This window comes from Nonomuraea sp. NPDC005501 (assembly GCF_040605905.1).
Lineage (GTDB): Bacteria > Actinomycetota > Actinomycetes > Streptosporangiales > Streptosporangiaceae > Nonomuraea.
This window is the reverse complement of record NZ_JBEXDT010000007.1, coordinates 128,955-135,383: the sequence shown is the minus strand read 5'-3', so window position 1 is coordinate 135,383 and position 6,429 is coordinate 128,955. Positions and strand designations below refer to the sequence as shown.

The window sequence follows — 6,429 nt, the reverse complement described above, 5'->3', positions numbered from 1 at the left end:
CGCGATCTGGCGCAGGAGGCATGTCGGCGTCTCCGCCGGGTGGGTCGCGCTCTCCCCTGCCGGCCAGAGCTCCGAGGCGGTGGCGGGGTCGGCGCTTCCCAGGCCATCAGCGTCTCTGCTCCATCCCAGGTGTGTTCCGGCCGCGTCCTGTCCCGCTCGGTGCAACGCTTCACACAGGACGGATCCTCGATCCCCAGCTGGGCGGCGACGACGTCCCGAATCTCGTTCGGCACCTCCAGCGGATCAGCCAGAAAGCACCCCAGACAGCGAACGGTCACGAGCTGGAGAGCGAAGCCGCACCTGATGTGCCGACCGCGATGCCCCTTGATGAGGGCCAGGTCCTCGTTGTCGAGAAAGAAGATCTTCTCCATCTCGGCCCGGGAGGGCGGACCGTCGTAACGGCCGTACTCCGCCGACGCACGGGCGCTCCGCGACGGCGGTACGCCGCCGGCCGACCTTGGGCACGTCCGGGTCCGCAGAGGTCAGGGCAGCCGCCGCCCGCGCCGGGTGGACGGCAGGTCGTGACGGCCCGACAGGAACTCCTGGAAGGCGATCTTGGCGGTGATCGCCGGGCGCCGCCACCGCTCCTCCCGGTGGACCGCCTTGGCCATCTTGCGCGGCGAGCGCCCCGCGAAGAACCAGTGCGCCCACGGCGACCCCGGTCGCGCCAGCCGTACGGCTCCGACCACCAGCAGCACCGGGACGAACAGCCCCACGAGCCCGGTCCAGATCTTGCCCTTGAGCAGCGTGACGACGGCCAGCGCCAGGTTGGCCACGATGAGCAGCGCCGGGTTGACCGGCGTACCGTAGTCCCAGGTCAGCGGCCGGAGCCCGGTGAGCAGCAGCCCCGCGACGGCGACCGCGACGAACACCGCGTCCACCGACGTGCGGCCCTCCTCCTCCCAGTACACGTCGTGCAGATGGAGGATGAGCGCGAACTCGTCGAGCACGAGCGCCGAGCCGATCCCGAAGATCGACGCCGCGGCGGCGTAGCCGACCTGCGACGCCGAGGAGACGATCAGCCCGCTGACCCCGCCCACGAGCATCAGCACCACGCCGAAGACCACGTGGTGGATGTGCATCTCCCCGACGTTGACGTCGCGGAACCAGCCGACCTTCGCCCTGATCAGGCGCACGTTGATGCGGGTGGCGATGAACGAGACGATGAGCGCGACGAAGTAACAGAACAGCGGCAGCCGTCCCGTCGCGATGATGCTCTGCTGGAACCAGTTCCCCATGACCTTCGTCCTCGATGCTACGGGTCTGCCGCCATGGGCGGGCTTCTACCCAATCGGGCACCCCGGAAGGGGCATCGGGCACCGGCGTCAGGAGAGGAACGCGCGCAGCAGCGCGGCGGTGCCCTCCAGATGCTCGGCGACGGCGCGGCGGGCCGCCTCGGGATCGCCCGCGAGGATGGCGGCGACGATCGCCTGGTGCTGGCTCGCGGAGTGCTCCAGGTTGACCTGGAGCATCGGGATGGCGTTGAGCAGGTCGCCGACCCGCAGGCGGGCGTCCGCGCAGGTGGCGGCGAGCAGCGCCGAGCCGGTGAGCTCGGCGATGGACAGGTGGAAGGCGGTGTCGAGGCGGCGGTAGTCCTCGACGCGGGCCTCGTCGAGGTCGGCCAGCCGGCGGCGCAGCACCGCCCGCCGCTCGTCGGTGAGCTCGCTCGCGGCGAGCACGGCCGCGGCGCCGCACTCCACCGCCATCCGGAACGTCAGCGCGTCGGTCAGGTCGGCTGTGCCCATGTCGGCCACGACGCGGCGCAGGTCGCCCGTGCCGGGCTCGGGCGGGACGTAGGTGACGAACGCGCCGCCGTAGCGGCCCCGCCGTACGTCGAGATAGCCGGCTTCCTGGAGCGCGCGGATGGCCTCGCGCAGGGTCACCCTGCTGATGCCGAGCCGGACGGCCAGCTCCCGCTCGGGCGGAAGCTTGGCGCCCGGCGGGACCACGCCGAGCTTGATCGCCTGGAGCAGCCGTTCCACGGTCTCCTCGAAGGCGTTGCCCGCCCGTACCGGACGGAGCACCGTCATCAAACGCGCAGACTCGTCCAACGTGTCCTCGGGTCTTGACAATTCATCGCATCATGCACATCAATGGTCTGACACTAGCCCAATCAATGGGAATGCGCGGCGGCCGGACGGGAGTGAGCACGTGAGCGAGCCCAACACGCCCGGCAGGCCCAGTGGCAGACCCGGTTACACGCCGGGCCTCCTAGGAGTGCGGGAGCTGCGCGAGGAGGTGGCGGCCGGGCGGATCGACACCGTGCTGCTGGCGATCGCCGACATGCAGGGCCGCCTGCAGGGCAAGCGGCTGTCCGCGCGCTTCTTCCTGGAAGAGGTCCTGAACCACGGCTCGGAGGGCTGCAACTACCTGCTGGCCGTGGACGTCGACATGAACACGGTCTCCGGGTACGCCATGTCGTCCTGGGAGCGCGGCTACGGCGACTTCGTCATGCGGCCCGACCTGTCCACGCTGCGCCGCGTCCCGTGGCAGGAGGGCACGGCCATGCTCATGGCCGACCTGGTGTGGGAGGACGGCGCGGACGTGACCGCCTCGCCCCGGCAGATCCTGCGCCGCCAGCTCGCCCGCCTGGCCGAGCGCGGCCTGGCCGCCTACGTCGGCACCGAGCTGGAGTTCGTCGTCTACGACGACACCTACGAGGACGCCTGGAGGCGCGGCTACCGCGACCTGACGCCCGCGAACCTCTACAACGTCGACTACTCCCTGCTCGGCACCGCCCGCGTGGAGCCCCTGCTGCGCCGGATCCGGCGCGAGATGGAGGGCGCCGGCCTGTACGTCGAGTCGGCCAAGGGCGAGTGCAACCTGGGCCAGCACGAGATCGCCTTCCGCTACGCCGAGGCGCTGCGCACCTGCGACAACCACGCGATCTACAAGAACGGCGCCAAGGAGATCGCCGCCCAGGAGGGCCGCTCGATCACCTTCATGGCCAAGCCCAACCAGCGGGAGGGCAACTCCTGCCACGTCCACATCTCCGTGCGAAGCCTCGACGGGGAGCCGGTCATGGCGGGCGACGGGCCGTACGGGATGTCGCAGCTCGGCGCCCGCTTCGTCGCCGGGCAGCTCGCCTGCCTGCGGGAGCTCACGCTGCTGTTCGCGCCCAACATCAACTCGTACAAGAGGTACGTGCCGGGCAGCTTCGCGCCGACCGCGGTCAAGTGGGGCCTGGACAACCGCACCTGCGCCCTGCGCCTGGTGGGCCACGGGGAGTCGCTGCGCGTGGAGAACCGGGTTCCCGGCGGCGACGTGAACCCGTACCTCGCCGTGTCGGCGCTGGTCGCGGCCGGGCTGTACGGCATCGAGAACGAGCTGCCGCTGGAGGACCCGTTCGAGGGCAACGCCTACGCCTCGGACGCCGAGACCGTGCCCCACACGCTGCGCGACGCGCTGGCGCTGTTCGAGCGCTCGAAGCCGGCCCGCGAGGCGTTCGGCGAGGACGTGGTGGCGCACTACGCGAACGGCGCCAGAGTCGAGCTGGCCGCCTTCGACGCGGCGGTGACGGACTGGGAGCTGTTCCGCGGCTTCGAACGGATGTGACGGACACGATATGAAGATCATCAATCCGGCGACCGAGGACGTCGTCGCCGAGGTCGAGCTGGCCGACGCGGCCGAGGTGGACCGGGCTGTGGAGCGTGCCAGGCGCGCCTACGCGTCCTGGCGGGAGGTGGCGCCCGGTGACCGGGCGCGGCTGCTGCGCCGCTTCGCCGACCTGGTGGACCGGCACGGCGAGGAGCTGGCCCGGCTGGAGACGGCCAACGCCGGCCACCCCATCGGCAACTCCCGCTGGGAGGCGGGCGCGGTCCGCGACGTCCTCCACTTCTACGCGGGCGCGCCCGAGCGCAACCACGGCAAGCAGATCCCGGTGCCCGGGGGCGTGGACGTCACGTTCCAGGAGCCGCTGGGCGTCGTGGGCGTCATCGTGCCCTGGAACTTCCCGATGCTGATCACGAGCTGGGGCGTCGCCCCGGCGCTCGCGGCGGGCAACACGGTGATCGTCAAGCCCGCCGAGTGGACCCCGCTGACCGCGCTGCGGCTGGCCGAGCTGGCCCTGGCGGCGGGCCTCCCCGAGGGGGTGCTCCAGGTCCTGCCCGGGGCGGGGGAGGTCGCGGGAGCCCGGCTGGTCGAGCACCCGGACGTGGCCAAGATCGTGTTCACCGGCTCGACCGAGGTGGGCAAGGAGATCGCCGCCAAGGCCGCGGCGCACGTGAAGCGCATCACCCTGGAGCTCGGCGGCAAGTCGGCCAACATCGTCTTCGCCGACGCCGACCTCGACAAGGCCGCCCGGGCCGCCCCCTACGCGGTCTTCGACAACTCCGGCCAGGACTGCTGCGCCCGTTCCCGGCTGCTCGTCCAGGCCGAGGTCTACGACGAGTTCCTCGAACGGCTCGCGCCGGCCGTGCTCGGCGTCAAGGTGGGCGACCCGCTCGACGAGAGCACCGAGATGGGGCCGCTGGTCAGCGCCGAGCACCTCGAACGCGTGCGCGGCTTCGTGGACGGCGAGCCGCACCTGCGGGGCACGTGCCCGCAGGGCAAGGGCTACTGGTTCCCGGCGACGGTCCTGACCTCGAAGGTCACCGACCGCGCCTTCACCGAGGAGATCTTCGGCCCGGTCGTGTCGGTCGTCCCGTTCGCCGACGAGGCGGAGGCCGTCCGGATCGCCAACGACACCCGCTACGGCCTGAGCGGCTCCATCTGGACCCGCGACGTCGGCCGGGCGCTGCGCGTGGCCCGCGCGGTCGAGGCCGGCGCCCTGTCGGTCAACTCCAACTCGTCGGTGCGCTACTGGACGCCGTTCGGCGGCTTCAAGCAGTCCGGCCTCGGCCGCGAACTCGGCCCCGACGCCCTGTCCGCGTTCACCGAGACCAAGAACGTCTTCATCTCATCGGAGTGACATCTATGCAGCGTTTGCAGGACCGGGTCGCCGTCGTCACCGGCGCGGGCAGCGGCATCGGACTGGCCACGGCGCGCCGGTTCGCCCAGGAGGGCGCGCGGGTCGTGTGCGTGGACGTCGACGAGGAGGCGGGCACCAAGGCCGCGGCCGAGGTCGGCGGGTTGTTCGTGCTGGCGGACGTGACCAGCGAGGACGACGTCGCGCGGATGTACCGGACGGCGTTCGAGACGTACGGCAGCGTGGACGTGGCGTTCAACAACGCCGGCATCTCGCCGCCCGACGACGACTCGATCCTGGAGACCGGGCTCGACGCCTGGCGGCGTGTGCAGGAGGTGAACCTGACGAGCGTGTACCTGTGCTGCAAGCACGTCATCCCGTACATGCGGCGGCAGGGCAAGGGCTCGATCATCAACACGGCGTCGTTCGTGGCGGTCATGGGGTCGGCCACCTCGCAGATCTCCTACACGGCCTCCAAGGGCGGCGTGCTGGCCATGTCGCGGGAGCTCGGCGTGCAGTTCGCCCGCGAGGGCATCCGGGTCAACGCCCTGTGCCCCGGGCCGGTCAACACGCCGCTGCTCCAGGAGCTGTTCGCCAAGGACCCGGAGCGGGCGCAGCGCAGGCTCGTGCACGTGCCGGTGGGCCGGTTCGCCGAGGCGTCGGAGATCGCCGCCGCGGTGGCGTTCCTGGCCAGCGACGACGCGTCGTTCGTCACGGCGTCGGAGTTCCTCGTCGACGGGGGCATCTCCGGCGCCTACGTGACGCCGCTGTAGGGGGGATCGTGTCCCGTCCGGTCATCGGCATCACGACGTACGTGGAGCCCGCGCGCTACACCGTCTGGGAGCTGGACACCGCGCTCCTGCCGTTCATGTACGTGGAGCAGGTGGTGCGGGCCGGCGGGCAGCCGGTGCTGCTGCCGCCGGCCGGCGAGCCCGGCCCGGTGGCGGCCCGGCTGGACGGGCTCGTCCTGGCCGGCGGGGGCGACATCGACCCCGCCCGCTACGGCGAGCAGCCGCACGAGCGCACCGGCTACGTGCGCAATTTCCGCGACGACGCGGAGTTCGCGCTGCTGACGGCGGCGCTGGAGCGGGGGGTTCCCTACCTGGGCGTCTGCCGCGGCCTGCAGGTGCTGAACGTGGCGCTCGGCGGCAGCCTCCACCAGCACCTGCCGGACGTGGTCGGCCACACCGGGCACTCCCCCGCGCCGGGCGTGTTCGGCCACCTGCCGGTACGACCCGCGCCGGGCTCGCGGCTGGCCAAGGCGCTCGGCGCCGAGCCGGTGGAGGTGCCGCACTACCACCACCAGGCCGTGAACCGTCTCGGGCGGGGGCTGACCGTGACGGCCACGGCCGGCGACGGCACGGTGGAGGCGGTGGAGCTGGACGGGCACCCGTTCGCCCTGGCCGTCCAGTGGCATCCGGAGGCGGCGGCCGACTGCGCGCTGTTCGAGGCCCTGGTGGCCGCCTGCTGAGACGGACCCGGCGATCCCGAGGGGGCGCACGCGACAACAGCCCCGTCACGGC

General features: G+C 71.9%; 7 protein-coding genes. 4 read left to right on the top strand and 3 right to left on the bottom strand.

Going from position 1 to position 6,429, the window contains the following annotated elements; translation table 11 throughout:
* From ABZS51_RS06890 to ABZS51_RS06880, 3 genes are all read right to left on the bottom strand, one after another.
* Positions 1 to 479 (bottom strand): DUF4158 domain-containing protein (locus ABZS51_RS06890; RefSeq protein ID WP_355437221.1); only part of this gene is annotated, 479 nt, incomplete at its 3' end.
* A gap of 3 nt (positions 480 to 482) precedes the next feature.
* Entirely contained in the window at positions 483 to 1,238 is a 756-nt protein-coding gene (locus tag ABZS51_RS06885) for a hypothetical protein (RefSeq protein WP_310710662.1), read from the bottom strand.
* Positions 1,239 to 1,325: 87 nt separating this feature from the next.
* Entirely contained in the window at positions 1,326 to 2,030 is a 705-nt protein-coding gene (locus tag ABZS51_RS06880; protein WP_355437215.1) for an FCD domain-containing protein, read from the bottom strand.
* A gap of 187 nt (positions 2,031 to 2,217) precedes the next feature.
* Here ABZS51_RS06880 and ABZS51_RS06875 point away from each other — a divergent pair, with 187 nt between their 5' ends.
* Genes ABZS51_RS06875 through ABZS51_RS06860 form a run of 4 tightly spaced genes read left to right on the top strand, consistent with a single transcriptional unit; the run spans position 2,218 to position 6,377 of the window.
* A complete protein-coding gene (locus ABZS51_RS06875; RefSeq protein WP_355437219.1) occupies positions 2,218 to 3,555 on the top strand; it encodes a glutamine synthetase family protein in 1,338 nt (445 codons plus the stop codon).
* Between the two features lie 10 nt (positions 3,556 to 3,565).
* On the top strand, positions 3,566 to 4,909 hold the full coding sequence (locus ABZS51_RS06870) for an aldehyde dehydrogenase family protein (RefSeq protein ID WP_355437213.1): 1,344 nt from the start codon (positions 3,566 to 3,568) through the stop codon (positions 4,907 to 4,909).
* 5 nt (positions 4,910 to 4,914) lie between these two features.
* Positions 4,915 to 5,679, top strand: coding sequence for a 3-oxoacyl-ACP reductase (locus ABZS51_RS06865; protein ID WP_355437212.1), 765 nt, complete (start codon positions 4,915 to 4,917; stop codon positions 5,677 to 5,679).
* Between the two features lie 8 nt (positions 5,680 to 5,687).
* Complete coding sequence (locus ABZS51_RS06860; RefSeq protein ID WP_355437210.1) at positions 5,688 to 6,377, top strand: gamma-glutamyl-gamma-aminobutyrate hydrolase family protein; 690 nt, start codon at positions 5,688 to 5,690, stop codon at positions 6,375 to 6,377.
* The last annotated feature ends 52 nt before the right edge of the window (positions 6,378 to 6,429 follow it).